Consider the following 24,098-nt stretch of genomic DNA (forward strand, 5'->3'; position numbering starts at 1 on the left):
GGCGGGTATTGCCTTCAATTTCAACGCCCCAGGCCAGCAGCCATCATGATTTGTTTGGCACTGAGTTGGGCCTGTCCGGTGGCTTCACCCAGGGCATTCAAGCGGGTGGCGGTGATTTTTTCGTCTGAAAATTGAAGACGGATTTTTTCACCTTGCCGACCAACCACGGTCATGGTTCCCTCCGTGGGTACAAAGGCGCCCTGCTGGATGGCCAGGTCCTGCCCCACCATGTCGTACATGGCTTGTTTGGGCTGTTTGTTTTCACCCAGACCATCAGCCATCGACAAGGCCACATAGGAGGTGCCCGGGAACACGGATCGGTGCGTCTGGATTTGTTTGCGCACCCGCAGGCCATCCATCACGACACCATTCAATGCGCACTGACTATTCCAGTCCACGGAGGCTTTGTAAGAGGAGCAATAGCCAATGGCGCCGTCCAGGTAGTCGATCACGGGTTGATCACCGGACAAATCAATCCGTTGTTTGAGGCTGGCCACCGAGCCGGCGTATCGGGTTTTTCCAATGATTCGACCCAACTGGCCTTGGGATTGCAGTTCAAATTGCTTGGCATCGCTGCGGGTGATCTCCGTCAGCAGGCTGGACAGCACGCTGGGGTCTGTCCGGAAGCTCAATTCTTCACAGGCCGATTCTGCAATCGAGAAACGATCGGGGGCTGACCATTGGTCGATGGGTGCATGATCACTCACACTGGCCCTAACACGTCCACCCAGTGCACAAATTTTCAGGTCATACGACAGGGTTTTGGTATTTTTGGCAGCGTCGAAATCCCGCTTGGTGTTGGCATATCCGGTTGGGTTGAACCCAACCCGCAACACCTCGGGAATAAACTGGGCAGCGTTCAGGTTGACTGCAGATTGTGCCGATTTGGTTCCGAAATCTGTTTGACCAAATCCGAGGGAAAAGGACACCACCGCCTTTTTGGCCAGTTCAAGCCATTCACTGTCTTTGCTGGGAATCGGGTTGAGTTTGGGGAAGTCACCACACAGCTTGGCATCGGATGGGCCTGCTTGCTGACACTGTTCCGCCGATTGAAATACCAGAACATCTTTCGCTGTGTAGGATTTTCCACGACCGGCTGTGTCATCAGTAGTGCGGGGGGCTGCCAGTGGTGCGGTGGGCGGCGTCGGGTTGCCGTCGGCCTGGCTGTAATGTTGATGCGCCACTGCGCTGGCCACAAACAAGGCGAAAGCTGAAAACGGCGTGATCATTGTGAGGTCATCTCCAAAGTGACTGGGTATCAAGTTGTGTTGCAGTATGCCAGAAAGCGCAAAGGGCTTGCGCAGTTGCACAAGCCCTGTGAATTGCCGCAATACTGGATCAAGTCAGGTTGGTGATGGTTTGCAGCAGCGTGTCCTGGGCCTGAATGCTCTTGGAGTTGGCTTGATAAATGCGCTGCGTGGCAATCATTTGCACCAGCTCTGCCGTCAAGTCGACGTTGGCTTCTTCAACAGCACCGGCTTGAACCAAACCAAAACCGGCGTCACCCGCGTTGGATGCAAACTCCGGCCCGGCCTGCAAAGTGGCCACCCAGTTGTTGTTGCCCACCGGTTGCAAACCTTCGGGATTGCGGTAGCGGAACAATCCGATTTTCGCAATGTCTTTGGTTTGGCCATTGGCGTAGTTCAGGGTCAGAACCCCTCGGCCATCAATGGTGAAGTTGGTGTAGTCGGCTGCGTCGTAGCCGTTCTGGGCCAGGTTTTGTAACTGGAAGTCGGTGCCGTACTGGGTGCTGCCACGCATGTCGATCCGGACGTCGGTGTTGGTGCTGTCAAATTCTGGTGACAAGGCCGACAGGTCAATTTTGTAAACAGCGTTGGCGGGGTTGTTCAGTGTGCCGTCGGTTGAAAAGTCCAGCGCGGCGCCGGTGGTGGGGGCACCTGGGTATGCAGCCGCTTCCTGGGAAATATCCACGGGAACGTCGTTGACCGTGGCGTAGACGCGCCACTGGTTGGGGCCTGTGGATGCTGGCGTGGTGGCTGCTCCGAGCTTTTGCCAGAACACCTGCAACGTCAGTGGTTCGCCCAACTGGTTATTGATCACAATGGCAGAACTTTGCGCATAGGAATTGGGGTCGGTTGCATCAAAGGTTGGGCTGATGCCGGATGGCTGTGTTCGGGAGTCCAGGTTGAAGCGGAACTCCGTCTTGCCCGTTGCCCGGGGTGCAATCGGCTCTGTTGAGATGGTCACTGGTGAGGCCACGTCCAGCACGTTGCCAGTGTCTGGGTCCAGCGGGAATGCGAGGAGGTCTTTCCCGTCTGCCGTGGTGACGGTGTTGTCCCGGTCCAGCTGGAATTGCCCGTTGCGCGTGAGGAACTCACGTCCGTCCTGGCCTTTGACCTTGAAGAACCCGTTGCCCGAGATGGCCAGGTCCAGTGGGTTTTGTGTGGCCACCACATTGCCCTGGCGGAATTCCTGTTTGATGGCCATGATGTTGACACCGCCGCCCACTTGCAGGCCTGCGTCTGCGCGTGACAGCGTGCTGGCATACACGTCGCCGAACTGGGCCTTGCTGGCCTTGAAGCCCACTGTGTTGGCGTTGGCCACGTTGTTGGCAGTCACCTCCAGACTTTTCTGTGAGGTGTTCAGTCCACTTAATCCCTGTTGAAATACGCCCATCTTCGCCTCGCGCTGTGATGTTGTTGGGTTGGTACAGCTTGCACCAATGACGCTTATTTAACCGGAAGTCCATTCCAACAACTTGGCAGCACACCCTTCGAAATTCAGCGCATTGTTGAAAAGATACGCCGCACCGCTTTTGTTAAGGTGTGGCAATTGAAGGCAATGGACGTTCTGACCGACGGGAGCCAACACGTGGAATGCATTCCTCACATCGAAGAGCTCTACATTCGAAGTTACCCGCTGGGCGCTTCTGCCGGGGCCTATGATCGCAAGTTGATTGATCTTCCGGTCACGCTTCGTCTCCAGGAGCAATCGTTTTACCTCACTTACCGCCGAAGCCTGGCCGGCCAGTGGTCGGTCATGTGTTCGGATGTTCAACTGCGCGCCTTGCGAAAGCACTTGACCGTGATGCAAGTGCAGGCCAGTGAACTGGACACCGAGTTGGCTCGAGTTTTTGCAGCGGTGCAATCCAGTTGCGCGGAAGCGCTGGATGCCTTGCCAACGCATGCAACCCGTCGTGATGTGTTGGATGCCTTGATTCAGTGCGGGGGTATCAACCCGCTGTTGGTGTTGGATGAGTTTCGCTTTTATCACTTGACAGGTCCGCAGGTGTTGGCGGTCCGAATGCTGCCTGGGCCAGATGGTGCGCTGGATGACGTCATCGAGCTGAGCCTGGTGCAGTGGAAAGAATTCTGTGCGGTGTTAACGACATTGGCCCCCCAGGGCCGCAACGCCATGATGGATTGGGTGCGCAACACCCTGCAGGAGATTCGTTCGCCCCTGTCCCTGGAGAACGCTGCATGATTGCGCTGCTGGATATTGTTTCGGGGCAGTTGCCGTCGGTGTCCAACCCGGCACAATCTCTCACGCCCAATGAGCGGCAGGCTGTGGTGGATTTTTTACAGACGCAAACACCGGTGTCGGGGCAAGATTTGACCGACATGGACGACGCTGCTCTCATTGACCTGGCGTTTTCAACTGCCCTGGCGCAAATGCGTTCAACACAGGGTGCCGATCCAGCCACGAACAAGCCTGTCGAACTGGATGTGTCGACAACACCGACCGCTGCAGTGTGGATGGATGGATACCCGAACGGGTACAGCGCACTGCCTGGTTTGCAGGTTGAGGCCGACCCGCTCGGCAGGTCGGATTCGATGGCGACAGTAGACGATGTGGCCGACTCTGTGGCCGGGCCGCCCGCATTGCCGTTGACCATGGTGCCCCCCGTGGTGCCTTTCGTGCCGGTATCCGTGCCAACCGTGCTGCCCAACCAGGCGCCGGTGGCGGAGTCTGCAAGGCCAGTCGACCCAGTGTTGACGCGCAACGCGGGTGTGGAGCCAACCGTCAATGTGCCTGTGCAGGCAACGCCCGTCACAACGCTTGCACCGGCCCGGCCCGTGCAGGCGGCTGAGCTTGACGTGCCGGCCTCTGCAGCGGCTGAGGATGCTGTCCAACTGCCAACCGGGGCAGCACAACCAGTGCCACGTGTTTCGGCCACAGCCGCAGTGCCTGCTCAGCCAGTGGCGCAGTTGTCGCTGTACACGCCCGCACAAGCACCAACGCACAAACCGACGCAAACACCGACTGAAACCGCGGTTGTATTCGCAGCGCCTGTTTTGAAGGTGACCACAAACGCCAGCGATGCGGTGGAGCCTGAGGCAGTGATGCTGCCCAAGCCGCCTGTGCAAGCCGAGTTGCCTGGCCGACTGATGAACGCCTTAGCAGCCGATGCGCCTGAGCCGGTGCAGGCCCCTGCGGTGTTCACGGCACAGTCACTGCCAGCAGAGCCTGCGGTGACTGCGGCTGTGCCGAGGCCGCAGCCCAATACTGCCGCTGCCGCACCCATGCAACCCCCGGTGAATGATGCACCGGCACCTCGCGTTGAGCTGGCGACGTTGACCACGGCGGAGCGGGAACTGCAGCCGCCTGTGCTGTCGTCCCGCCAGCGCTTGCAGTCCGCCTCGGTGTGGGTTTCTGCAGAGCCCGTATCCGCTTCAACCCTGGAATGGATGAAGCAGAGCGAGCGTTTTTCGCGACAGTTGTCTGCCAACCCTGCGCAGCCGGATCAAGATCACTCGGTGTTGGCCGCTGACGATGCCGTGGCGGTACCCACCAGCCCAGTGGGTGTTGTGACTGCAGACCCTGCAGTATCGGGTCCGGTGGAGTCAGTCCAACCAGGGGTTTCAGTGCCGCGTGGGGTAACGTCCATGAGTACTGTGCCGCCGGTGGCATTGCCGCGAGGTGCTGGCCGTGCTGAAGAACTGATCACTGTTGTGAATGACGCGCTCAAATCCATTGAAATGCGTTTGCCGGGTCGGGTTGAGGTCACCCTGCATTTGCGCGATGGTGCCCGCCTTGACCTCTTGGTGATGGCTGAAAACCGGACCATGCGGTTGGAAATGAACACAGACCGGGTTGGTTTGGGTGCAGGCCTTGGTGACGGCGCTCAACAACTGGGGCGAACCCTGGAGAACATGGGTTATCAACTCCAGCACTTGAAATTCAATGGCGATATTCTCGTCAACAGCCCGTCCAGTGGCAGTGACGCGGGCACGCCCGGGCAAGGTCAAAGTGCAAGTCAGGGGCAGACTCAATCCCAATTCAACCAGCGGGGTGAACAGGGGCGCGGTGTGTTCCACCAGCCTGATTCGCCAGCGGCAGCCGATGCAGCTGAGGCGCCGGCCGAGACTGAGCCGGTGAAGGCCAGCGGGATCAGTCTCTACGTTTGAAGGGCGTCCGTGCTAGCGCAGGATAACGTTGTTGACCAGCCATGCGCTGGTTTGCGGCAAGTAGTGCAATTCCACCACCACGTTTTCCGTAGACGGCCGACCATCGACCACTTGTGAGAACACAGCCCGGGCGCGGTTGGTTTCGGTCAGTGTGTCTGACACATACACATAGCGAAACGATTGAATGTGTTCATTCTGGATACGCAGGGCCACGGCTTCGCTCAAGAGCTTGATGGCCATGCGGTGCTCGGCCGTGTTCAGACTGAGCTTGGTGGCGGCGGCCTGATCGTTTTTTGCAATCGCGTCCAGAAATGATTGGGCTGCAATCCGGCGCTGAGAAAACTCCAGGTCCTTGCTGCAGGCGGTCATCAGCAACACAGCGCCCATCAACAGACCCATCAGCAGTGTGAGCCACGGGGCTTTCCGGTTTGCGAACATCGGGGGCAGTGCAGTCATGGCGTTGGGCATTGTTGGATCACTTTGGGTTTTTTCGGTGTTTTACTGCAAAGTTGCGCAAGGGCTGCTGGGCGATACTTTGCACACAGAGTAACCGAAACCTGTACAGGGGTTCAACGCCATGAATGAAATGTCCAGATTATCCAGTGCTTCTCCCTTGCAATTGCTGGGTACACAGTCGGGCATCAGTCCTCAGTCTGCATCCGGCACGCCCAGTTTCACCGAGGTGTTTGGTGATGTGTTGTCGTCGGTCAGCAAGGCACAGGACACCTCCCGTCAGTTGTCGGTCGGTCTTCAGATGAATGATCCCAAGGTGTCTGTGGAAGACGTGGCCATTGCGTCCAATGAGGCACAACTCAAGTTTCAAACCTTGCTCCAGACCCGCAACAAATTGCTGCAGGCCTACAGTGACATCATGAGCATGCCGGTCTGAAGGAGTATCCATGCTCGCTGAATTTCTCACCCAAGATGAAGTGGATTCGCTGCTCCGGGCCATCACCGGAGAGGACTCCTATTTCAATTCGGATGATTCGGAAGAGTCGCAAGTCAAGCCCTACAACCTGGCCAAGCAGGAGCGCATTGTCCGTGGGCGCATGCCAACGCTGGAGATCATCAATGAGCGATTTGCCCGCTTGTTGCGCATCGGCTTGTTTGATTTCATGCGGCGAATGCCCGAAGTCACCGTGGGCTCTGTCAAAGTTATCAAGTACAACGAGTTCATCCGCAACCTGGCGGTGCCCACCAATTTGAACCTGATTTCGCTCAAGCCACTGCGCGGCAATGGTTTGGTGATTCTGGACCCCACCATGATTTTTGCCATGGTCGACACCATGTTCGGTGGTGATGGTCGCTTGCAAACCGAAATTGAGGGTCGCGAGTTTTCCGCAACCGAGCAGCGCATCATCGCGCGGGTGCTTGAGGTGGTGTTCTCCGAATATGCCAAGGCATGGGCACCGGTGTACCCGTTGGTCCCAGAGTATGTGCGCTCGGAAATGCACACCCAGTTCGCCAACATTGCAAACCCCGCAGAGATTGTGGTGTCCAGCCGGTTTGAGATTGAATTGGGCGCCACTTCCGGCACCATTCACATTTGCATTCCCTATTCATCGCTGGAGCCCATCCGGGATGCGATGAGCTCGGCCGTGCAAAGCAACCAGGGTGAAACGGACCGCCGTTGGTCCAAGATGCTCAAAAGCCAAATGCAGCAGGCCGAAGTTGAGTTGCAGGTCAACCTGGCATCGACCCAGTTGACGGTTGCTGATGTGCTCACGCTGCAGCAGGGCGATTTCATTCCCTTGAGCATGGGGCCGACCGTGCAGGCCCGCGTTGACAACGTTCCCGTGTTTGAGTGTTCTTATGGCGTGAGCGGGGGGCAGTATGCGGTCAAGGTGGAAAAAATGATTAAACCAGGTGATGACTCCACGTTGCTGAGAACGCCCAGAGGTGCGGATTTCAAATCGCTCAGCGAGGTGTATTCGCTGGTGACCCAGCATGGTTCCGAACACCTGGACAAGCTGACTGACATTGCCAAAGCCGATTAATTCAGGATTGAGTTTCAACATGACCACAGACACCAGCAAAACCCAAGCCGATCCCGCGAGCAAAGTGATTTCAGAATCTGAACTCGGCGAGGTTGAGGCGCATCGCTTCGGCATGCTGTCCGGTCAGGGCAGCGAGGAATCGGGCAACGACATCGACATCATTTTGGACATCCCCGTGACCCTGAGCGTTGAACTGGGGCGAACCAAAATTCCGATCAAACACATTCTGCAGTTGGCACAGGGCAGTGTGGTGGAGCTGGATGGCCTGGCTGGTGAGCCCATGAATGTGCTGGTCAATGGTTGCCTGATTGCACAGGGTGAAGTGGTGGTGGTGAACGACCGCTTCGGTATCCGTCTCACCGACATCGTGACGCCCTCGGAGCGGCTGCGCAAACTCAACGGCTAAGGCATGCTCCGTTTTCTTCTTTCAGTGGGCATGGCCGGGTTGCTGCTGTCCCACAGTGTTCAGGCGGTTGAATTGGGCCGGATGGAAATCCGTTCCCAGGCCGGCATGCCGTTCATCGCCCACATTGCACTGACAGCCAGCCCCCAGGAGTTGAGCAATCCCGAATCGGTGGTTGTGAATTTGGTGGGTGGCGACAACAGCGATTTTCAGGGCAGTGTCAGAACCCGGCTTTTCCTGCAGCCGCAGGGAGCGGGTGGTTTTTTGCGTGTCACAGCATTGGACCCGTTGCCACGGTCGGTGGTGTTGACATTTTCGGCCTCAACACCCGACGGACCCTTGTTGCGTGAATATGCAATCGACAATGGTGTGGTTCGCACCCGTGACATCCAGAGGCCCAAACCCCCTGCGCCACCAGCACCCACACCCGTGCTAAAACCGGTGGCCGAACCGGAAGATGCCGATGTCAACGCTGACAAGGTGTTGGAACCCGCTCCACCCGAGGGAATTGAGCTGCGGCTGTTGGACCAGACCAATGATGGCGCGATGCCGTCCCCCCGCGCCACAGCCAGTGACCTGGAATTGCTGGCCAAGTCGGATGCAGCACTGAATGCAGACCCAAACCTGCGTGAACAGGCACGCACTGCGCTGGGTGTGATGGGTCAGTTGAAAGACCGTCTGGCCTTGTTGTTTCAAATCAAAGCCAGCAAGGCCGTGGTAGAAGCCGCAGTGAGTCGGGACATTGAACAGGAGCCCAGCAGCTACACCTTAACGTTGCAAACGGATGCAAAGACCAACCGTGCGCAGCCTGTTACTGAAACCGGCAGTGCGCCGGACAAGCCGCTAGCGCCTGTTCAGTCGCCCGCTGTGGGTGCACCCGCTTCAGCATCTGCCGCGCCAGCCTCGTCGGCAAGTCCTTCGGCGCAAACTCAACCACAGCAGCCCGTGGCCAAACCGGCACAACCCACGCGGGGCAATGATTTGATCCGCTACTTTGTCATCACGATTGTGTTTGCAGTGATTGTGCTGGTGGCGGGTTATGCCTGGATGCTGCGCAACAGGCCCCAGTGGATTCCCGCCCCGATGCAGTCAACGGATGCCCCTTCCGCGCTGCGTGAAGAACCGGTATTGCCCGCACCGCAAACACCGGTGGCCGCCTTGCCCAACCGGCCCGAGTTGCCTGAAGCGATGATGGATGAGCCAGTGGCGGATGCCAAACCTACCCCGCAGGCTGCACCACCGGTGATGGCGAGCTTGCCGCCTGAGCCCGACTTTGATGACACGCCGCCGGACTGGGCTGATGCCGATGATGATGCCATTGATGTGCCGCCTGCTGCGCAGGCCGATGCCGAGGTTACCAACCCGATGGTGGATGTAGAGCCTGAGCGGTTTGAAGAGCCTGAATTCAAGAATGAAAACGATGCCCGCATTGAGTTGGCGGCCGCCTACATGGAAATTGAGGACTTCGACGCTGCGATGAAATTGATCGACAGTATTGAGGGTGAGCTCACGGAGGTGCAGATGAATCGCCTTCAAAAAATTCGTGAAGAAATGACGCAGGGTGAGGCGGATCAATGAAAAGATTTGGATTGGCCACTGCACTGATGATCGGTTTGCTGTTGGTGCTGGAACCGGCATGGGCGCAGCAATTGCCAGGTTTCGTATCCACCCCGGGGCGCAACGGCTCCACCGTGTATTCGCTGCCCGTGCAAACGCTGCTGTTCATGACATTCCTCACGGTACTGCCCGGCCTGCTGTTGATGATGACCGGGTTTACGCGCATTGTGATTGTGATGTCCCTGTTGCGGATGGCGTTGGGCACGCAGAACTCGCCGCCCAATCAGGTCATCATCGGGTTGAGTCTGTTTCTGACTTTTTACATCATGTCGCCCACCTTCAATCAGGTGTACAACCAGGCGTATCTGCCCTACGACGACGGAAAAATCACCTTCCAGCAAGCTGTGGATGTGGCCACCAAACCCGTGGCAGCATTCATGATCAAGCAAACCCGAGCCGAGGATTTTTCACTGTTCGCCAGTTATGCTGAAAAACCCGTGAGCAAGGTGGAAGATGCGCCCATGTCGGTGCTTATCCCGGCTTTTGTCACCAGTGAACTCAAGACGGCGTTTCAGATCGGTTTCATGATCTTTCTGCCGTTTCTCATCATTGACCTGATTGTCTCCAGTGTGCTGATGTCCATGGGGATGATGATGTTGTCACCAATGCTGATTTCACTGCCATTCAAGTTGATGCTGTTTGTCTTGATTGATGGCTGGAACCTGCTGATGGGTTCCCTGATTCAAAGTTTCGCGTGAGCCGACATGTCGGAAGACAATGATGTCGAACGCGAGTTACCGGCCACCGAGCGAAAAATCCAGAAAGCTCGGGAAGAGGGCAACATACCGCGATCCAAAGACCTTGCCGGCGCATTGGTGGTGCTGGTTGGTTTGTTGGGGGTCAGTGTTCTGTCCGGGTTCCTGACCGACCAAAACAAGCAATTGATGAAATCGGCCCTCACCCTGAGTGTGGCCGATGCCAAGGACCCCGCCCGCATGCCGGTGGCTTTCATGGAATTGCTGCTCAAGGCATTGCTCGTGATTTCCCCCTGGTTGCTGGCGGTGGCTGTGGCTGCTGTGGTGGGCACTTTGCTGGTGGGTGGTGCGGTTTTCGTCACCAAAAACCTGGAGCCCAAATTCTCCAAGCTCAACCCAATCAGCGGGTTGAAGAACATGTTTTCCGCGCATGCCATGTTCGAGTTTGTGAAAGCCCTCGTCAAAGCGTTGGTGATTGGCGGTGTGGCGTTCGGCCTGGTGTGGATGAATGTGAATGAATTTCCCCGCATGATGACCATCCCCCTGCCCAACGCGATTGAACTGGCAACCGCCTTGGCCCTGAAGGACGCGATGGTGCTGGCCTTGGTGTTCGCGGTGGCTGTGTCGCCCGATGCACCGTACCAGATTTTCCGGTACCTCAAGCAGTTGCGGATGAATGTGGAGGAGATCAAGCGGGAGCAGAAAGAGTCCGAGGGAGATCCGCATGTCAAAGCCCGTGTTCGGCAAATACAGCGGGACATGTCGCGCCGACGCATGATGGCCTCAATTCCCAATGCGGATGTGATTGTGACCAACCCCACCCATTACGCGGTGGCCCTGGCTTACAAGGATGGCAAGGGTGCGCCACGGGTGGTGGCCAAGGGCGTTGACCTGATTGCCCACCAGATTCGTGAGTTGGGCAAAACCCATCACATCGCCCAAATTGAAGTGCCACACCTGGCACGTGCGCTCTACAAGCACGTGGACATTGACCGGGAAATTCCCCCAACGCTGTACACCGCTGTGGCCAAGCTGCTGGCCTATTTGTACACCATGGAGCAGGGCCAGGTTGATGAGGCGGTGTTTCCCGGCGAACAGGACATTCCGCTGGGCATGGACCCTGGGCCAAGCCCCGAGTCTTGAACCGCCACTGCGCTACCGATTCCAGATCGGAATGGTAAACAGGGTGTTGAATGCGCTTTCGAAAAAGCTGACAAAGAATGGCAGGGACAGGTACAGCAGCGCCAGGCCTGCGAAGATGGTGATCGAAAACCCCACCGACATGATGTTGAACTGCGGCGCTGCGCGACTCAACAGGCCCAAGGCGATGTTCACCGACAGCACACACGCCATGATGGGCAAGGTGAGCTGCATGGCGATTTGAAACAACAGCAAGCCACTTTGGGCAATTTTCAACGGGTTGAGAAAACTGAAATCGGTCGAGATGGGCACCACCTGAAAACTGGTGAGGATGCCATCCATGGCCATGAGATGGCCATTCATGCTGAGGAAGACCAGCGTGGCCATGATGTTGAGAAACGCGCCGATCATCGGCGAGGTGGTGGCTTTTTGCGGGTCAATGAACATGGCAAATGCCAGGCCCATCTGCAAGCCAATGAAGTCACCAGCCACCTCCATGGCGGCGAAAATCACCCGCATGAAAAACCCCAGTGAAACCCCGACCAGAATTTGCTGAAAAACCAGGGGAACCAGGGGCTGTGTGGTGTCGAAGCTGGCCACCGGTGTGCCGGCCACCAGGTATGCCGTGAAGGCAGCAAGGCCAATTCGCACGCGGCGGTTCACCGAGCGTGCATCAAACAGGGGAGCCGTGGCGAGCAGTGCGCTGACGCGAATGAAGGGCATCATCCATTGCATGAGCCAGGTGTTGAACCATGCACTGTCGATCTCAAACATGGCGGGCTTAACCAATCATGCTGGGGATGGTCTGGATCAATCGGCGCGAATAATCCACCAGGGTACTGAGCATCCAGGGGCCCAAGGCCAACAAACAAAAGAAGATGGCCAAGACTTTGGGGATGAACGACAGGGTCATTTCGTTGATTTGTGTGGCCGCTTGAACGATCGACACCAACAGTCCCACGATCAGTGCAATCAAGAGCAAGGGTGCAGAGACCATCAGCATGGTCAGCAGGGCATCCTGCCCAAGGTTCAGTACCGTCTGTGCATTCATGAAAAAAATTGTCCTGTGGGGGGCAGTGGGCCTTGTGGACATTATTTCCAAACCGGTGGCGGATTGGCCATGTGAAATCCCACCAAAATCAACCATTTCATTTGTGCTGTCGCCGTCAAAGAGTTGTTACAGTGAATGCATTCGATGTCAATGTGGACATAGCGCGCATGTACGGTGCCAAGGCATACAAATCGGTGGATTTGAACACCGCGGTGATTTCAGCCACGCCGCATGGTTTGATAACCATGCTGATGGACGAGGCAATCAAACGCATGCGCCTGGCTGTCATCCACATGGAAGAACGCCGGTATGCTGAAAAAGGCACCTGCATTGGCAAGGCGATACAAATCATTCAGGACGGCTTGATGGCCGCCCTGAACATGGAGGAGGGCGGTGAGATTGCCCTTCGCCTGAAAGGCCTGTACGAATACACCACACAGCAGTTGGTCTTGTCGTCAGCGCGCAATGACCCGGCCTTGTTGCAAGTGTGCATCGACATCATGGGTGAAATACGGGCTGGCTGGGTCGAAATTGCCCATGTGGCCGACAGTGCTGCCAAATCCGCCAGCGCTGGCGTGTAAGTCGGGGCGGGACCATGAACCAGTTTCGACCCGAGCCCGATGCCCATCCCGTCATTGCCCTGTATGCACAAATTGCCGAGCAGGCCGCGCGTCTGTTGCGGTCAGCACAGCAATCCCAGTGGGATGAATTCGCCCTCCAGGAGCAGCAATTCAGCCAGCTGGTCCAGTCGCTGAACAATTACCCGGAAGATCCCCAAACGCTGACGGAATCGGAGATCCTGCTTCGCACCGTGTATTTGCGCCAAATCATGAATGACAACGATCAGACCCACCAGTTGGTCAAGTTGCGAACCGATGAACTGGAACGAGCGCTGGTGTTGCAAAACAATGCAGACCGCCTTGAGAAGGGCTACGGGGAATAAGCACCATGAAGCTGGAAGGGCTGCCCAGTCCACAGTTGCAACAAAAAACCCAGGCCTTGTTGTCCCATTCCATTTCCGCGGTGCAGGGTGCCATGGCTGCGCAGGTGGGCGAGGATTATCAAAACCAGCGTTTGCAGGGCAGGGCCCTGAGTGGCCAGTTCATGGGGTACGACCCCCAAGGGCTGGCCAAGTTGAAGGTTGGGAATTTGGTGGTCCGTTTGCTGCTGCCCGTGGGGGCCAAGCCACCGGCCATTGGTGCCACCCTGGTGGTCAACATCACCGCGCGAGATTCCATCCTCCGGGGCGCTGGAGACTTGCCCGGTGAGTTAACCGAGTCATCTGACTTTGTGGGCGTGCTTAGCCGGCAGGCGCTGTTGCAGTCTGGTGCAAGTGACCTAGAACCCGATGACCTGTCTTTTCCCGCATTTCGGGCCCTGCACAGCGAGGATGTTCAAACCGATGTGAGTGAGAGCGGGCAACTGCTGGGCAAGTTGGTTCAGGCCATGGGTCCACGCGAGGGGGTTCGATTGGTGTTGATGGCCACGCAATTGGGCTTGCTCAGCCGCGTGTTGTTGGGTGAACCAGCCGATGGGGAACAACGGCCCCCCGAGCGCATGCACCCCTTGACCGAAGCCCTGGGTTTGATTGACGGCGGCGCGGATGACCTGCGCGACAACGCGACCCAGCTGGCCCGTCAACTGCAGTTGGCCATACAGCGCAGCGGGTTGTTTTACGAGTCGCATGTGCGACTGTGGCGAGAAGGCAAGTGGACCTTGACCGAGCTGGGCGAAGAGCCACAGTCGGATTGGGGGCAGGCCCAGGCCTTGGCGGGAACGGAGGCCTCGTTCAACCCCGAACAGAACAAGTCGGCTTGGTTAACCAACCTGCAATTGAATTTGCTGCACACGCCCCGCTTGAGCCTGGTGATGCCCGGGCTAACGGGCGAACCCATCCACCTGACCATCGCGGCCAGCCGGCAAGACAGCGACGATCCACCCGATGAGTCGTCTGCCGAACAGGCTGCGCAGCCCACACCCTACAATCGGTTTGAGTTTGACATCCGCATGCAACTGCCCACCTTGGGGCGAGTCCACGCGCAGGGTGTGATAGCCCGGCACAGCACTGATCTAACGGTGACTTTTGAAGAGGGCAAGCAGCCGCCCGAGAGCGCTGCCCACCAATTGAGCCGTGCATTGAGCGGCGCCCGGGTTCAGGTGCAAACCTTTCCGGATGAAAACGCCTAAAAACCCCCTCTTTCTTCTTCCCCGTTCCGCAGGGCAATCCACACAATAGTTTCAAATCCCGAAATTTTTGTGAGTTGTCATGTCGGAACTGCAAACCGTACCCAATGCAGGCAATGCTGTGGCCACGCAGGCCCTGTCGCCTGTTCCAGGCCCGCTGGCGCAAGCCGGGACGGCCGGGGCGGCATGGAATCCGGATCGCCTCTTCAAAGGACTTCGCGGGCTGAGCCCCCAAAAGCGACTGACCTTGTTGATTGCACTGCCGATGTTGCTCGGTTTGCTGGTGGCCGCCACGTTGTGGTCCACCCGTCCGGACTACAAAGTGCTGTTCACCAGCGTCAATGAAACAGACGGCGGCGCCATCATCAACTCCCTGAAGCAAATGGGTGTGCCTTACCAATACAGCGACAACGGGGGTGCCATTTTGGTACCCGCCGACAAGGTGTACGAAACCCGGTTGCAATTGGCCAGCCAAGGTTTGCCAAAAGGCAGCGTGGTGGGTTTTGAGTTGTTTGAAAACCAGAAAATGGGCGTGACCCAATTTCAGGAGCAGGTGAATTTTCAGCGGGGCCTGGAGGGTGAACTGATCCGGTCTATTCAGTCGCTGGACGCCGTGCATTCTGCGCGGGTTCATTTGGCGTTGCCAAAAAACAGTGTATTTCTGCGTGATCAACAAAAGCCGACAGCGTCCATCGTGGTCAACCTGAATCGCGGAAAATACCTCAGCCGGGAACAGGTCGACGGCATTGTCCATTTGGTGGCCAGCAGCGTGCCCCAACTCAGCCCCCGTGATGTCAGCATTGTGGACCAAACAGGCGCTTTGCTGACAGCCAACTCCAGTCCGAATGACCCGGCTTCGCTGACAGCAGACCAGATGGCCAAGGTCCAGAAAATGGAAGACACCTACAACAAGCGCATCATGGATTTGCTGGTGCCGATTGTGGGCGATGGCAATGTGCGCGCCAGTGTCACCGCCAAGGTCAATTTCAAGGAAGTGGAGCGGTCCGAAGAAAGTTACAAGCCCAACAATGAGAGTGGCAATGCCAGCATCCGAAGCCAGCAGCAATCCTTGAATGCCGAGGGTGCCGGGCTGAATCCACAGGGCGTGCCTGGCATGATTTCCAATTCCCCAGGCGAAACCGTGGCACGAATTGGTGCAGCACCCAACGCTGGCAATGGTGCCAACAATTCAAACAGCAATGGTGGTGTTCAAAGTCGGGAATCGCTGGTCAATTATGAGGTGGATCGGGAGATTGTGCGGACCAAATCCAACCAGGTGGATGTGGCGCAAATCAACGCAGCGGTTTTGTTGAACTACAAAAGCGTGACCAACAGTCGGGGAGAAACCCGTGAGGTTCCATTTACGCCAGCCGAATTGGCATCCATCCAGAAAATGGTCTCGGATGCCTTGGGCATTGATGCCAACCGAGGTGACACCTTGTCGGTACTCAACCAAAGTTTCGTGGGCAAACCCGAGAGTTTGGAAGCCGTGACCGAGCCATTGCCGTGGCAATCCTTGGTCAAGAATGCTGCAGTGCCTTTGGCATTGTCTGCGGTGGCCTTGGGATTGATTTTTGGCTTGTTGCGGCCCATGTTGAAATCACGGGATGGCGACAAGCCTGCCCCGCTGCAAGTCCAGCAAGACCCGTTGATGGAGGAGGATTCCGCACTGTGGCCCGAGCCTGTGGTGCTGCAGCGGAAATCAGATCAACCACCGATTTTGATTTCAAGCTCCGACAACCGGCAAGTGGAAGAAGTACAGCGCGTGGTTCGCCAAAACCCTGAATTGGCAGCCAACATCGTTAAGTCCTGGATTGGTGATTGAGAACGACTATGGCCAGCCAAGCCCCTGTGAATGCTGAAACACCCGTGGATGGAAAGAACGCTGCAGGCTCAGCGTCTGCGCCCGTCGCAACACCAGCTGCACCAGCCCGCCGTGAAGACGGTTTGGACAAAGCGGCGATTTTCATGCTGAGCCTTGGTGCGGACGATGCAGCCGAGGTGCTCAAGTTTTTCGGTCCGCGCGATGTAAACCGGTTGCTCACCCGCATGACCAACTTGCGCGATGTAAAGCAAGACCGTGTGGATTCCGTGACCCGAGAGTTTTTAGAAATCACCTTGGACCAAAGCGCCATCGGCACCTCGTCGGATCAATACATCCGGTCCATGCTGAACAAAGCGCTGGGCGAAGAGCGGGCCGGTTTCCTGGCTGATCGCATTCTTCAGTCGGGCGACACCTCGGGCATTGAAAGCCTGAAGTGGGTGGATGCATCCAGCGTGGCCGAGCTGATTAAAAACGAACACCCGCAGATCATCGCCACCATTCTGGTTCACTTGGAACGAGATCATGCCGCAGCCATTCTCAACGAGTTTCCAGACAAAGTGCGCAAGGATGTGACCATCCGCATTTCCACGTTGGATGGCGTACAACCCAATGCGCTGCGCGAGTTGAACGAGGTGTTGTCCAAAGCCCTGGCTGGCGGTGAGAAGGTCAAGAAAAGCACCTTGGGTGGCACCAAAACAGCGGCGGAAATCCTCAACTATGTGGGCACAGCCAATGAACAGGCGGTGCTGGAAAGCATCCGGGAATACGACGATCAATTGGCCCAGAAAATTCAGGACGAGATGTTTGTGTTTGACAACCTGATGGACCTGGACAGCCGCAGCTTGCAACAAACCCTGCGCGAAATCGACAACGCCATTTTGGTGATTGCATTGAAAGGCGCACCAGAAAACCTCAAGGAACGTATTTTCCAGAACATGAGCCAGCGCGCCTCGGAAGCGGTTCGCGACGAACTGCTGAACAAGGGGCCGGTGCGCATCTCGGATGTGGATGCTGCACAAAAGGAAATTCTGCGGGTGGTTCGCCGGTTGGCCGACGAAGGGCAGATTGTGTTGGGTGGATCGGGAGAGGATGCTTTTGTCTAAGCGGATTGTGAAAGGTGTGGAAACGGCCACACCCTGGAAAGCCCTGGCGCCCGACTCCAACAACCCCATTGGCGATTTGTTGGCCCACAAGGCACTGATCAAGCAGCGTGAAGAGGACATCATTCGCAAGGCACAAGCCCTGCGACAAAAAGAGCACGATGTTGAGCAGGTGGTTCACCAAAGCCGCGAGCAGGGTTACGAGGATGGCCACCGTGAAGGGTACAACGACGGTTTGAAGCTGGCCAATGAGGAAGCAGCGCGCTTGGCGCAAGTGTGTGTACAACTGCAAGCCGAATTAAGTGCCATTCAAAACCGGCTGGCCGAACGGATGCTGGACCTGGTGGTGGTATCGGCCCGTCAAGTCGTGCAGGACCACACCGTTCGTTGTCCCGAATCGATTGCCGCGCTGCTGAAAGCCGCCATCCAGTCCATCTCGGCGGATGTGGTGTACATCACCGTGGCTGCTGCACCGGCCACCATTGCCAACATGCAATACCACTTGCAAGCGCTGGGCCCGTTGTCCACGCAGGTTCAGCAGTCGGTGGCGGTCAATTTCAAAGAGGACCCGCGGTTGGCTGAAGGCGGTTTCATGGTGTATCACACCGCAGGGCAAATGGATTATTCGCTGGAGACCCGCTGGCGCAATGTGTTCTCGGCCTTGTCAGACCAACCGGAACACCTGCACCATGCACAGCCCGGTTGAGCCACCATCGGCCTTGCTCAACTGGCTGGATGATTGCACTGCGCAGGTGGTTCGCACCGATCAAGCGGTGGTGTCCGGTCGTTTGATGCGTGTCCAAGGCTTGGTGGTTCAGGCTGCCGGCCTGGAGTTGGCGGTGGGCACCTTGTGTCACATCCATGCGGGACTGCAAATGCTGGAGGCCGAAGTGGTCGGCTTCTCGGATGGCTACACCTACCTGATGCCCCATGGCGAAACGGCCGGGCTTCGACCGGGTTTGCGCATCACGCCGCAGCCGGCACAGTGGCCATTGCCCAGGCTCCACCAGCGGTTGCCCGCCTATTTGCCAGAGCAGCAACACAGCAAACACCTGCCGGTGGGTGACGGGTTGCTGGGTCGTGTGCTGGATGCCAACGCACGTCCTTTGGATGGCCTCGGGCCCATCCGGTTTTCACACAGCTCGCCACTGGCTGCACGTGCGGTCAACCCCATTGAGCGGGTGCCAGTTCGTCAACCGATTGATGTGGGTGTGCGCGCCATCAACGCATTGTTGACGGTGGGCAAGGGCCAACGCCTGGGCTTGTTTGCAGGCTCTGGTGTGGGTAAGTCGGTGCTGCTGGGCATGATGGCCCGCTTCACCTCCGCAAGCCGGATTGTGGTCGGCCTGATTGGTGAACGGGGTCGTGAAGTCAAGGAGTTCATTGAAGACATTCTGGGTGAGGATGGTTTGAAACGGTCGGTGGTGGTGGCAGCACCAGCGGACAGTTCAGCCCTGCTGCGCCTGCAGGGTGCCGCCTATGCCAGCACCCTGGCAGAGCACTTTCGAGACCAGGGGCATGATGTGCTGCTGATCATGGACTCGTTGACCCGCTATGCCCAAGCGCAGCGGGAAATCGCGCTGGCCATTGGTGAGGCACCGGCCACCAAAGGCTATCCCCCTAGCGTATTTGCCAAACTGCCCGCCCTGGTGGAGCGGGCCGGAAATTCCTCCACGTCGGGTGGGTCTATCACAGCGTTTTACACGGTGCTGTCCGAGGGGGATGACCAGCAAGACCCCATTGCCGATGCAGCCCGGGCCATTCTGGATGGCCATTTTGTGTTGTCCCGAAAGCTGGCCGAGCAGGGTCACTACCCGGCACTGGACATTGAGCAATCCATTTCCCGTGTGATGCACAACGTCACAGAGACCGTGCACATGGACACTGCGCGCTATTTCAAAGCGCTGTATTCCAAGTGCACCGCCAACCAGGACCTGATTTCGATTGGGGCCTATCAGCGCGGTGCCGACCCCATGGTCGACAAGGCCATCGACCTGCAGCCTGCCATGCGCGGGTTTTTGCAGCAAGGGATTCAGGAAAGCTGCAACATGCTCGACAGCCTGGATGCACTGGCCCGGGTGTTCAACCCGGACGCCACAGCGCAGTGAAACAGGCGCTTTTCGCCAGATTTCTTCCCGCATGCCAAGAAGGCTCCCCCGTACACTGAATTCATCGTGGGGGAATCATGAGCAAAGCCATTGAACTGTTGAAGGACCGCATCAGTCTCGAAGTCAGCGAGATGGAATCGCACATGGCCTTGATCCAGTCCAGCATCGAGAAAGGTCAGCACAGCATCCACATGCTGACCGATTACGTTCGCCAGTATTCAGAAAAATTGGCATTCATGGGGCAATGCACAGCGGTTGATGAACTCACTCCGCACACCATCAGTGGCACCGAATTGAAGGCGCACAATCAGTTTGCCGGAAAGCTCATGTCGGCCTTGGCTGCGCAGGTTCGGCAAAATGAAACCAACAAGGCCTACCTGCGGCAAGCGGCTGAAAATTTGAAACACCTGAAGCTCAAGCAGAAAACGCTGGAGCAATTGCTGGCAAGGCGCGAGGCTGTTCTGGAAGAAAAACAGCTTCGCCGTGCGCAAAAAGAACTGGATGAGCTGGCCAATGGTCGGTATGCCCGCACCCTGCTGCTGAAGTCTGCAGAAGGGAGGCTGGCATGAGCGTGCCCCAAGCCACCCTGAATGATGTCCTGAAAAACGCGGTGGACCTGAACAAGGCCCGTGCCCTTGCTGCGCCAGTGTTCATTTTGCTGGTGTTGGCCATGATGGTGTTGCCATTGCCAGCCATGGCGCTGGATGTGCTGTTCACCTTCAACATTGCGCTGTCCATGGTGGTGTTGGTGGCAGCCCTGTACACCAAAAAACCGCTGGATTTTTCGTCTTTTCCAACGGTGTTGCTGATCACCACGTTGCTGCGCCTAAGCCTGAATGTGGCCTCCACCCGCGTGGTGCTCTTGCATGGTCATGAGGGCACTGATTCAGCCGGCAAAGTGATTGAGGCTTTTGGCCACTTCTTGATTGGTGGCAATTTGGCGGTCGGCATTATCGTGTTTGTCATCTTGATGGTGATTAACTTTGTGGTGATCACCAAAGGCGCTGGACGCATTGCAGAAGTGTCTGCCCGTTTCACCCTGGACGCCATGCCCGGTAAGCAAATGGCCATTGATGCCGATTTGAATGCCGGGTTGATTACCGAGGCCGAGGCCAAGAAGCGTCGACAGGAAACCGCACAAGAGTCGGAGTTTTACGGCTCCATGGATGGTGCGTCGAAATTTGTTCGTGGTGATGCCGTGGCGGGTGTGTTCATTCTCATCATCAACATTGTGGGCGGACTGGCTGTTGGCATGTTGCAGTACGACCTTGGCTTTGCCAGCGCCGGGCAAAAATATGTATTGCTCGCCATTGGCGATGGCCTGGTGGCCCAAGTGCCTGCGCTATTGATTTCCGTGGCTGCCGGTTTGGTGGTGGCGCGCGTGGGCCAAGGGCAGGACATCGGCACCCAGGTGGCCTCGCAACTGGCGCAGTCCCCCCAGGTGTTTGCCATGTGTGCAGGCGTGTTGTTGTTGCTGGGTTTCATTCCCGGCATGCCCAACCTGCCATTCCTGATGTTCGGTGCCGGCATGGCCGGGCTGGCTTACTGGCTGCAAAAGCGGTCCATGGCCCCAGTGGAAGACAACACCGAGCAGGCCGTGAGCCGCGCCATGAAAGAGGTGGCCGATGCCAGTTGGGATGACATCAAACCCGTTGAACCCCTGGCCCTTGAAATTGGCTATCGCCTGATTCCCCTGGTGGACAAAGGGCCTGACAGCGATCTGCTCAAACGCATCAAGGCCATCCGGAAAAAATTCACCCAGGAAATGGGCTTTCTGCCACCCCCCATCCATGTGCGGGACAACCTGGATTTGCCACCCAACAGTTACCGCCTGCTGATCAAAGGCGTCAACATGGCGCAGGCCGATGTTGAGCCGGGTGCGTGGTTGGCGATTGATCCAGGCGAGGTGGTGCTGCGCTTGCCTGGCCCTCAAACTGTTGACCCCACGTTTGGCATGCCAGCCTACTGGATTGAGCAGGACATGACCGAGCGCGCCCAGGCCGGTGGCTACACCGTGGTGGACGCAGCCACCGTGATTGCAACGCATGTGTCGCACCTGTTGTCCAACCACGCGTCCAAACTGATCGGCCGCGTGGAATGCCAGCAACTGCTGGAACACTTTGGCAAGTTGTATCCCAAGGTGGCTGACGAGTTGATTCCGAAAATGTTGTCCCTGTCGGCATTCCAAAAAGTGCTGCACAACCTCTTGGATGACAGGGTCAGCATTCGCGACATGCGAACCATTTTGGAAACGCTGCTGGAACACGCACCCAAAACCCAACATCCAGTTGAACTCACCGGCTTGGTTCGCATTGCCCTATCCAGTTCGATTGTTCAAGGCTTGGCTGCACCCGACCGGGATTTGCAAGTGTTGGTATTCGACCCCAAGCTGGAAAACATGATTATCCAGTCCAATCAAGGGCAGGCACCGGCCGACGTGGCGATTGAGCCCAACCTGGCCAACACCATGAGCAACAAGCTCACGCATGAGGCGCAGCGCCTGCTCGCCATGGGCCAAAGCCCCGTGTTGCTGGTGCAGGATTTCTTGCGCCCAGCGCTTGCACAGCTGCTGCGCAAAGCTGCGCCAGGCCTGACGATTTTGAGTCATAGCGAAGTGCCGGAGTACAAAAAAGTCTCCGTGTTGTCTGTCATTAAATAATTGGGTGCGAATGTGTTGCAGAAACGATTGGCAGCAACCTCAGCGGAAGCCTTGAAATTGATCACCGATGAATTTGGTGATGACGTGGTGATCGTGTCGACCAAGCAGGTGGACAACGGCGTCGAAGTGATTTTCGCCAGCGCCCAGGCGGTGGCCTCGCTGGACCTCAGCCCTGATGGCAGTGTGCCCAAGGCCAAGCTCACCACGCGAAAGCGTCCGTCCGATCCTGCGCACAAGGAACCTCGCCCCCAGGGTGTTGAGCTGGACAATCGCGAGGCTGCACAACCCGACATGACCGAGGCACTGGCTCGGGAAGTGGCCCAGCTCAAGAACTTGGTGCAACAGCAATTCAGTCAGATCAGTTGGCAAAACTGGGCCACTGGCGACCCCTTGCGCGGCAAAATCTGGCAAGACCTTCAAGACCTGGGGTTCTCGCCACTGGTGGCCCGCACGCTGGTCGATGGCATTCCGGAGGGACTGGACCATGTCAAAGCCAGCGCCTGGGTGATTGAAGCCATCGCCAGCAAACTCACCGCGCTTCAGCCTGACATCGAGATGATTCAGAAAGGTGGTGTGTACGCTGTGGTTGGCCCCACCGGCAGCGGAAAAACAACCACCATTGCCAAAATTGCTGCGCGTTGCCTGGCCCTGAAAGACCGCGCCTCCGTTGCCCTGATCACCACCGACACCTACCGCATTTGCGCGATTGACCAGTTGCGGACTTACGCCAAAGTCATTGGCGTGCCCGTGCACGTGGCACTCAATGCTGGCGAGTTGGAATCGCACCTCAAAACCCTGTCGAAAAAACACTTGGTGTTGATCGACACCATGGGCTTGTCCCCCCGCGATGTGCAAATCACCGAGCAGATCGGCCTGCTGGACCGTCACGATATTCAAAAGCTGCTGGTGATGAATGTGTCGTCCCAGCCCCGGGCTTTGAGTGAAGTGGCAGACCGCTTCCGCGGCAACGGTTTTTACGGTGCTGTGCTCACCAAGCTCGATGAGTGCTCTTACATTGCAGGCAGCATCGACCTGGCGCTGCGCGAAAATCTCAATTTGATGTACATGTCGACTGGTCAGCGGGTTCCCGAAGACCTCTACCTGGCCGATGCGCACTTTCTGGTGCAACGGGCCATGCGTCGCCAATACGAACAAGCCTATGCCCGAACGGAAGAGGAAGTTCAGTGGCTGCGTTATGGTGTGGCCAATCAGGTGGTGAATGATGACATTCGACGCACTTGAAAAAGCCGCGCTGCTGGAGCGGCACATGCCCGAGGTGCAGCGCATTGCTGCCCAGATCCGCAGCAAACTGACCGCCAATGTGGAATTGGACGACTTGGTACAAGTGGGCATGATCGGCCTGATGGATGCCCTGCAGCGCTACACCCATGGCGAATCGTCCTTTGAGGCGTATGCACATTTCCGGATACGCGGCGCCATCATGGACGACCTGCGTGAAAAAGACCATTTGCCCCGTGCGGTGCGGCAAATGCGCAAGCAGGTGGAACGCCAGCGCCAGCAGCTGGCCCACCAACTGGGCCGGGAGCCCTCTGAAATGGAGTGTGCCGCTGCACTGAATTTGCCGCTGGTGGAGTACCGAAGCTGGCTCAATGATTTTGAACAAACCCAATGGGTGTCGTTGGAAGACATGGCCGACGACACCCAGGGCGTGCAGCAGGTGATGGACCGGTTGACCGAGCAGCAAGACACGCTGGAAGACACGCTGGCCCAACGTGAAAGCCGTGAAGAATTGCTCAACCTGATTGACGGTTTGTCAGACCGTGAGCAATTGGTGTTGCGCCTGTACTTTGAACAGGAAATGACATTCAAGGAAATTGGCAGCCTCATGGGCGTCAATGAATCCCGCGCCTACCAAATGCACAACCAGGCCTTAACCATCCTGAAAGGCATGGCAGCCCAGCGCCTGGCGGGCTGATTCAAAAAAGCCCC

At 57.2% G+C, this 24,098-nt stretch carries 24 protein-coding genes; 19 read left to right on the top strand and 5 right to left on the bottom strand.

Annotation, left to right across the window (positions count from 1 at the left end; genetic code table 11):
- Positions 1-20 precede the first annotated feature (20 nt).
- Together VGE55_RS01725 and VGE55_RS01730 are read right to left on the bottom strand one after the other, a co-directional pair.
- Entirely contained in the window at positions 21-1,229 is a 1,209-nt protein-coding gene (locus VGE55_RS01725) for a hypothetical protein (RefSeq protein WP_331130012.1), read from the bottom strand.
- Positions 1,230-1,338: 109 nt separating this feature from the next.
- The gene (locus tag VGE55_RS01730; RefSeq protein WP_331130013.1) at positions 1,339-2,637 is read right to left on the bottom strand and encodes a flagellar hook protein FlgE; all 1,299 of its coding nucleotides are present in this window, start codon (positions 2,635-2,637) and stop codon (positions 1,339-1,341) included.
- A gap of 195 nt (positions 2,638-2,832) precedes the next feature.
- Between VGE55_RS01730 and VGE55_RS01735 the strand changes: the two genes are divergently transcribed.
- Together VGE55_RS01735 and VGE55_RS01740 are read left to right on the top strand one after the other, a co-directional pair.
- Entirely contained in the window at positions 2,833-3,444 is a 612-nt protein-coding gene (locus VGE55_RS01735) for a hypothetical protein (RefSeq protein WP_256765305.1), read from the top strand.
- Positions 3,441-5,369: a hypothetical protein gene (locus VGE55_RS01740; protein ID WP_331130014.1), complete on the top strand. Its 1,929-nt coding sequence runs from the start codon at positions 3,441-3,443 to the stop codon at positions 5,367-5,369. The genes VGE55_RS01735 and VGE55_RS01740 overlap by 4 nt, the downstream gene beginning before the upstream one ends.
- A gap of 12 nt (positions 5,370-5,381) precedes the next feature.
- Here VGE55_RS01740 and VGE55_RS01745 read toward each other — a convergent pair whose 3' ends face one another.
- Positions 5,382-5,825 carry a hypothetical protein gene (locus VGE55_RS01745; protein ID WP_256765307.1) on the bottom strand — a complete coding sequence of 148 codons (444 nt, stop codon included), beginning with the start codon at positions 5,823-5,825 and terminating at the stop codon, positions 5,382-5,384.
- 121 nt (positions 5,826-5,946) lie between these two features.
- On the opposite strand from VGE55_RS01745, the gene fliE reads away from it, so the two are divergent.
- Genes fliE through flhB form a run of 6 tightly spaced genes read left to right on the top strand, consistent with a single transcriptional unit; the run spans position 5,947 to position 11,224 of the window.
- On the top strand, positions 5,947-6,258 hold the full coding sequence (fliE, locus tag VGE55_RS01750) for a flagellar hook-basal body complex protein FliE (protein WP_256765308.1): 312 nt from the start codon (positions 5,947-5,949) through the stop codon (positions 6,256-6,258).
- A 10-nt stretch (positions 6,259-6,268) separates the two neighbouring features.
- Positions 6,269-7,366, top strand: coding sequence for a flagellar motor switch protein FliM (fliM, locus tag VGE55_RS01755; protein WP_256765309.1), 1,098 nt, complete (start codon positions 6,269-6,271; stop codon positions 7,364-7,366).
- Between the two features lie 19 nt (positions 7,367-7,385).
- Positions 7,386-7,772 (top strand): flagellar motor switch protein FliN, encoded by a 387-nt coding sequence (fliN, locus tag VGE55_RS01760; protein WP_256765310.1) that lies wholly within the window; start codon positions 7,386-7,388, stop codon positions 7,770-7,772.
- Between the two features lie 3 nt (positions 7,773-7,775).
- Complete coding sequence (locus VGE55_RS01765) at positions 7,776-9,347, top strand: hypothetical protein (RefSeq protein ID WP_331130015.1); 1,572 nt, start codon at positions 7,776-7,778, stop codon at positions 9,345-9,347.
- Positions 9,344-10,084: a flagellar type III secretion system pore protein FliP gene (gene fliP, locus VGE55_RS01770; protein ID WP_256765312.1), complete on the top strand. Its 741-nt coding sequence runs from the start codon at positions 9,344-9,346 to the stop codon at positions 10,082-10,084. The genes VGE55_RS01765 and fliP overlap by 4 nt, the downstream gene beginning before the upstream one ends.
- Positions 10,085-10,090: 6 nt before the next feature.
- A complete protein-coding gene (gene flhB / locus VGE55_RS01775; protein ID WP_331130016.1) occupies positions 10,091-11,224 on the top strand; it encodes a flagellar biosynthesis protein FlhB in 1,134 nt (377 codons plus the stop codon).
- Positions 11,225-11,236: 12 nt separating this feature from the next.
- Here flhB and fliR read toward each other — a convergent pair whose 3' ends face one another.
- Positions 11,237-11,995 (bottom strand): flagellar biosynthetic protein FliR, encoded by a 759-nt coding sequence (gene fliR, locus VGE55_RS01780; protein WP_256765314.1) that lies wholly within the window; start codon positions 11,993-11,995, stop codon positions 11,237-11,239.
- Between the two features lie 7 nt (positions 11,996-12,002).
- On the bottom strand, positions 12,003-12,272 hold the full coding sequence (gene fliQ / locus VGE55_RS01785; protein ID WP_331130017.1) for a flagellar biosynthesis protein FliQ: 270 nt from the start codon (positions 12,270-12,272) through the stop codon (positions 12,003-12,005).
- A gap of 131 nt (positions 12,273-12,403) precedes the next feature.
- On the opposite strand from fliQ, the gene fliS reads away from it, so the two are divergent.
- From fliS to VGE55_RS01840, 11 genes are all read left to right on the top strand, one after another.
- Positions 12,404-12,853, top strand: a complete 450-nt coding sequence (fliS, locus tag VGE55_RS01790; RefSeq protein WP_256765316.1) for a flagellar export chaperone FliS — start codon at positions 12,404-12,406, stop codon at positions 12,851-12,853.
- A 14-nt stretch (positions 12,854-12,867) separates the two neighbouring features.
- Positions 12,868-13,215, top strand: coding sequence for a flagellar protein FliT (fliT, locus tag VGE55_RS01795; protein WP_256765317.1), 348 nt, complete (start codon positions 12,868-12,870; stop codon positions 13,213-13,215).
- A 5-nt stretch (positions 13,216-13,220) separates the two neighbouring features.
- Complete coding sequence (locus VGE55_RS01800) at positions 13,221-14,459, top strand: hypothetical protein (protein WP_331130018.1); 1,239 nt, start codon at positions 13,221-13,223, stop codon at positions 14,457-14,459.
- Positions 14,460-14,538: 79 nt separating this feature from the next.
- Positions 14,539-16,281 carry a flagellar basal-body MS-ring/collar protein FliF gene (gene fliF / locus VGE55_RS01805; protein WP_331130019.1) on the top strand — a complete coding sequence of 581 codons (1,743 nt, stop codon included), beginning with the start codon at positions 14,539-14,541 and terminating at the stop codon, positions 16,279-16,281.
- 8 nt (positions 16,282-16,289) lie between these two features.
- Complete coding sequence (gene fliG, locus VGE55_RS01810; protein WP_256765320.1) at positions 16,290-17,384, top strand: flagellar motor switch protein FliG; 1,095 nt, start codon at positions 16,290-16,292, stop codon at positions 17,382-17,384.
- Positions 17,371-18,087 (top strand): FliH/SctL family protein, encoded by a 717-nt coding sequence (locus VGE55_RS01815; protein WP_256765321.1) that lies wholly within the window; start codon positions 17,371-17,373, stop codon positions 18,085-18,087. The genes fliG and VGE55_RS01815 overlap by 14 nt, the downstream gene beginning before the upstream one ends.
- Positions 18,071-19,489 (top strand): flagellar protein export ATPase FliI, encoded by a 1,419-nt coding sequence (gene fliI, locus VGE55_RS01820; RefSeq protein WP_331130020.1) that lies wholly within the window; start codon positions 18,071-18,073, stop codon positions 19,487-19,489. The genes VGE55_RS01815 and fliI overlap by 17 nt, the downstream gene beginning before the upstream one ends.
- A 77-nt stretch (positions 19,490-19,566) precedes the next feature.
- Complete coding sequence (locus VGE55_RS01825) at positions 19,567-20,058, top strand: flagellar export protein FliJ (protein ID WP_331130021.1); 492 nt, start codon at positions 19,567-19,569, stop codon at positions 20,056-20,058.
- Positions 20,055-22,148 (top strand): flagellar biosynthesis protein FlhA, encoded by a 2,094-nt coding sequence (gene flhA / locus VGE55_RS01830; RefSeq protein WP_331130022.1) that lies wholly within the window; start codon positions 20,055-20,057, stop codon positions 22,146-22,148. The genes VGE55_RS01825 and flhA overlap by 4 nt, the downstream gene beginning before the upstream one ends.
- Before the next feature lie 27 nt (positions 22,149-22,175).
- On the top strand, positions 22,176-23,390 hold the full coding sequence (gene flhF, locus VGE55_RS01835; RefSeq protein WP_256765325.1) for a flagellar biosynthesis protein FlhF: 1,215 nt from the start codon (positions 22,176-22,178) through the stop codon (positions 23,388-23,390).
- A complete protein-coding gene (locus VGE55_RS01840) occupies positions 23,368-24,084 on the top strand; it encodes a FliA/WhiG family RNA polymerase sigma factor (RefSeq protein ID WP_331130023.1) in 717 nt (238 codons plus the stop codon). The genes flhF and VGE55_RS01840 overlap by 23 nt, the downstream gene beginning before the upstream one ends.
- Positions 24,085-24,098 lie beyond the last annotated feature (14 nt).

Source organism: Limnobacter sp., from assembly GCF_036405155.1.
Taxonomy (GTDB): Bacteria; Pseudomonadota; Gammaproteobacteria; order Burkholderiales; family Burkholderiaceae_B; genus Limnobacter.

Bases quoted from the DNA above. Each gene is read 5' to 3' on its own strand.
- VGE55_RS01745 (WP_256765307.1), bottom strand. From the start codon at position 5,825: ATGACTGCACTGCCCCCGATGTTCGCAAACCGGAAAGCCCCGTGGCTC.
- VGE55_RS01840 (WP_331130023.1), top strand. From the start codon at position 23,368: ATGATGACATTCGACGCACTTGAAAAAGCCGCGCTGCTGGAGCGGCAC.
- fliG (WP_256765320.1), top strand. From the start codon at position 16,290: ATGGCCAGCCAAGCCCCTGTGAATGCTGAAACACCCGTGGATGGAAAG.
- fliR (WP_256765314.1), bottom strand. From the start codon at position 11,995: ATGTTTGAGATCGACAGTGCATGGTTCAACACCTGGCTCATGCAATGG.
- VGE55_RS01740 (WP_331130014.1), top strand. From the start codon at position 3,441: ATGATTGCGCTGCTGGATATTGTTTCGGGGCAGTTGCCGTCGGTGTCC.
- fliM (WP_256765309.1), top strand. From the start codon at position 6,269: ATGCTCGCTGAATTTCTCACCCAAGATGAAGTGGATTCGCTGCTCCGG.
- fliT (WP_256765317.1), top strand. From the start codon at position 12,868: ATGAACCAGTTTCGACCCGAGCCCGATGCCCATCCCGTCATTGCCCTG.
- flhB (WP_331130016.1), top strand. From the start codon at position 10,091: ATGTCGGAAGACAATGATGTCGAACGCGAGTTACCGGCCACCGAGCGA.
- fliP (WP_256765312.1), top strand. From the start codon at position 9,344: ATGAAAAGATTTGGATTGGCCACTGCACTGATGATCGGTTTGCTGTTG.
- VGE55_RS01730 (WP_331130013.1), bottom strand. From the start codon at position 2,637: ATGGGCGTATTTCAACAGGGATTAAGTGGACTGAACACCTCACAGAAA.
- fliF (WP_331130019.1), top strand. From the start codon at position 14,539: ATGTCGGAACTGCAAACCGTACCCAATGCAGGCAATGCTGTGGCCACG.
- VGE55_RS01800 (WP_331130018.1), top strand. From the start codon at position 13,221: ATGAAGCTGGAAGGGCTGCCCAGTCCACAGTTGCAACAAAAAACCCAG.
- VGE55_RS01725 (WP_331130012.1), bottom strand. From the start codon at position 1,229: ATGATCACGCCGTTTTCAGCTTTCGCCTTGTTTGTGGCCAGCGCAGTG.
- VGE55_RS01825 (WP_331130021.1), top strand. From the start codon at position 19,567: ATGAGCAAAGCCATTGAACTGTTGAAGGACCGCATCAGTCTCGAAGTC.
- flhA (WP_331130022.1), top strand. From the start codon at position 20,055: ATGAGCGTGCCCCAAGCCACCCTGAATGATGTCCTGAAAAACGCGGTG.
- fliE (WP_256765308.1), top strand. From the start codon at position 5,947: ATGAATGAAATGTCCAGATTATCCAGTGCTTCTCCCTTGCAATTGCTG.
- VGE55_RS01815 (WP_256765321.1), top strand. From the start codon at position 17,371: ATGCTTTTGTCTAAGCGGATTGTGAAAGGTGTGGAAACGGCCACACCC.
- VGE55_RS01765 (WP_331130015.1), top strand. From the start codon at position 7,776: ATGCTCCGTTTTCTTCTTTCAGTGGGCATGGCCGGGTTGCTGCTGTCC.
- fliQ (WP_331130017.1), bottom strand. From the start codon at position 12,272: ATGAATGCACAGACGGTACTGAACCTTGGGCAGGATGCCCTGCTGACC.
- fliN (WP_256765310.1), top strand. From the start codon at position 7,386: ATGACCACAGACACCAGCAAAACCCAAGCCGATCCCGCGAGCAAAGTG.
- fliI (WP_331130020.1), top strand. From the start codon at position 18,071: ATGCACAGCCCGGTTGAGCCACCATCGGCCTTGCTCAACTGGCTGGAT.